This is a genomic window from Pseudomonas sp., from assembly GCF_026224925.1.
Taxonomy (GTDB): Bacteria; Pseudomonadota; Gammaproteobacteria; order Pseudomonadales; family Pseudomonadaceae; genus Aquipseudomonas.
The window spans coordinates 1-1,996 of the sequence record NZ_JAMFRV010000155.1 but is presented as its reverse complement, the minus strand read 5'-3'; the positions used below and the strand labels follow the sequence as shown (position 1 = coordinate 1,996).

The window sequence follows — 1,996 nt, the reverse complement described above, 5'->3', positions numbered from 1 at the left end:
CAGACGTCAGCGTCAGCTTCAGCCAGGTCGTCAGCAGGTACTCTGGAGTTCACTGCCTTAGTGTCAACGCCCGGAGTTAGCAGCTTGTCGCGGATCAGTTTTTCCAGTGTTGCGCCGACTTCCGGGTTATCTGCCAGGAACTTGGCCGAGTTGGCCTTGCCCTGACCGATCTTGCTGCCCTGATAGCTGTACCAGGCACCCGATTTCTCGACGAAGCCATGCAGCACTGCCAGGTCAATGATTTCGCCGTTAAGGTAGATACCCTTACCGTAGAGAATCTGGAACTCGGCCTGACGGAACGGCGGAGCGACCTTGTTTTTCACGACCTTGACGCGGGTTTCGCTACCAACGACTTCATCGCCTTCCTTCACCGCGCCAGTACGGCGGATATCCAGTCGGACAGAAGCGTAGAACTTCAGCGCGTTACCACCGGTAGTGGTTTCCGGGCTACCAAACATGACACCGATTTTCATACGAATCTGGTTGATGAAGATCACCAGACAGTTCGCGTTTTTGATGTTGCCAGTGATTTTCCGCAGCGCCTGAGACATCAAGCGTGCCTGCAGACCAACGTGCATGTCACCCATCTCGCCTTCGATTTCGGCTTTAGGGACCAATGCAGCCACGGAGTCGATCACGATGACGTCGATGGCATTGGAGCGCACCAACATGTCGGTGATTTCCAGGGCTTGCTCACCGGTATCCGGTTGCGAAACCAGCAGGTCATCGACATTGACGCCCAGCTTGCCAGCGTACTCAGGGTCGAGTGCGTGTTCGGCATCGACGAACGCGCAGGTAGCGCCCATTTTCTGAGCCTGGGCGATGACAGACAGCGTCAGCGTCGTTTTACCCGAAGATTCCGGACCGTAGATTTCTACGATTCGGCCTTTTGGCAAACCACCAATACCCAGCGCAATGTCCAGACCCAGCGAACCGGTGGAGATAGCAGGAATCGCCTGGCGGTCATGGTCACCCATGCGCATTACGGCACCTTTGCCGAATTGACGCTCGATCTGACCCAAGGCCGCAGCCAAGGCTTTCTTCTTGTTGTCGTCCATTGAAGTCCTCTCGTAATCAATAAGGCCTCACGGCCAACAATAACTGTATAAGTAGCCAGTATTATTCCACAGGGTTGAGCGCTCGCCTACCCCCGTTTTGCTATTTATCTAGCGGTACGCTGTATCAGGCCCTCTAGCGCGGCCTTCACCGTTTGTCGGCGGACTTCGTCGCGGTCGCCGTCGAATTGGCGACGCTCAGAAACAACCTGTGCGCCGTCACCCCAAGCGAGCCACACCGTGCCCACCGGCTTCTCGGCAGACCCTCCATCAGGACCGGCAACGCCGCTGACTGCAACCGCAAAATGCGCCCCACTATTAACCTGCGCGCCCATCACCATGGCCTCTACCACTTCGCGACTGACCGCGCCCACTGTAGAGAACAGTTCAGGCGACACGTTCAATTGGCGAGTTTTCTGGGCGTTGGAATACGTGACGTACCCGGCTTCGAACCAGGCTGAGCTGCCTGGGATACGAGTGATTGCTTCGGCGATCCCGCCACCGGTACACGACTCAGCGGTGGTGACTTGAGCCTTGAGCACTAGCAGACGCTTGCCCAGCTCTGCGGCAAGTTGAGTAATTTCATCCACGGGGTTCTCCCAAAGGTCATTCATCAGACAGCACGTCAGGGCAGTTACCGTACACGAGCTTTTGATAGGTGCAAGGGCCGCGCCACTGTCTCGGACAGACGTCCCGGCCCCGCCAGAAAAATACCTAACTCAGTGGACACGTCTCTTTTTTGACTCGCCGCCTGATTGTCTCGACCGTTGTCTCCCTCGGTCGTTTTTTCGCTTCATCTATCGAAATGAAGCGACCACTGCCGGAATCCCGACCCCTTTTATTTTGCATAAGAACATCCTGTTCATGGCGTTGAATGAGATACCGCAGCGCAAGCGTAGCGCTCTTCGACTAATCGCCCACGCTGAAGTCGTAACCGCGCT

Annotated in this window: 2 protein-coding genes; both read right to left on the bottom strand. The window is 56.1% G+C overall.

Translation table 11 applies throughout. The features are described from left to right. Positions 1-1,058, bottom strand: a 1,058-nt coding sequence (gene recA, locus M0974_RS06670; protein WP_297834327.1) for a recombinase RecA, incomplete at its 3' end; no start/stop codon positions are given. Positions 1,059-1,162: 104 nt separating this feature from the next. Continuing rightward, positions 1,163-1,669 (bottom strand): CinA family protein, encoded by a 507-nt coding sequence (locus tag M0974_RS06665; RefSeq protein ID WP_297834325.1) that lies wholly within the window; start codon positions 1,667-1,669, stop codon positions 1,163-1,165. Between the last annotated feature and the right edge of the window lie 327 nt (positions 1,670-1,996).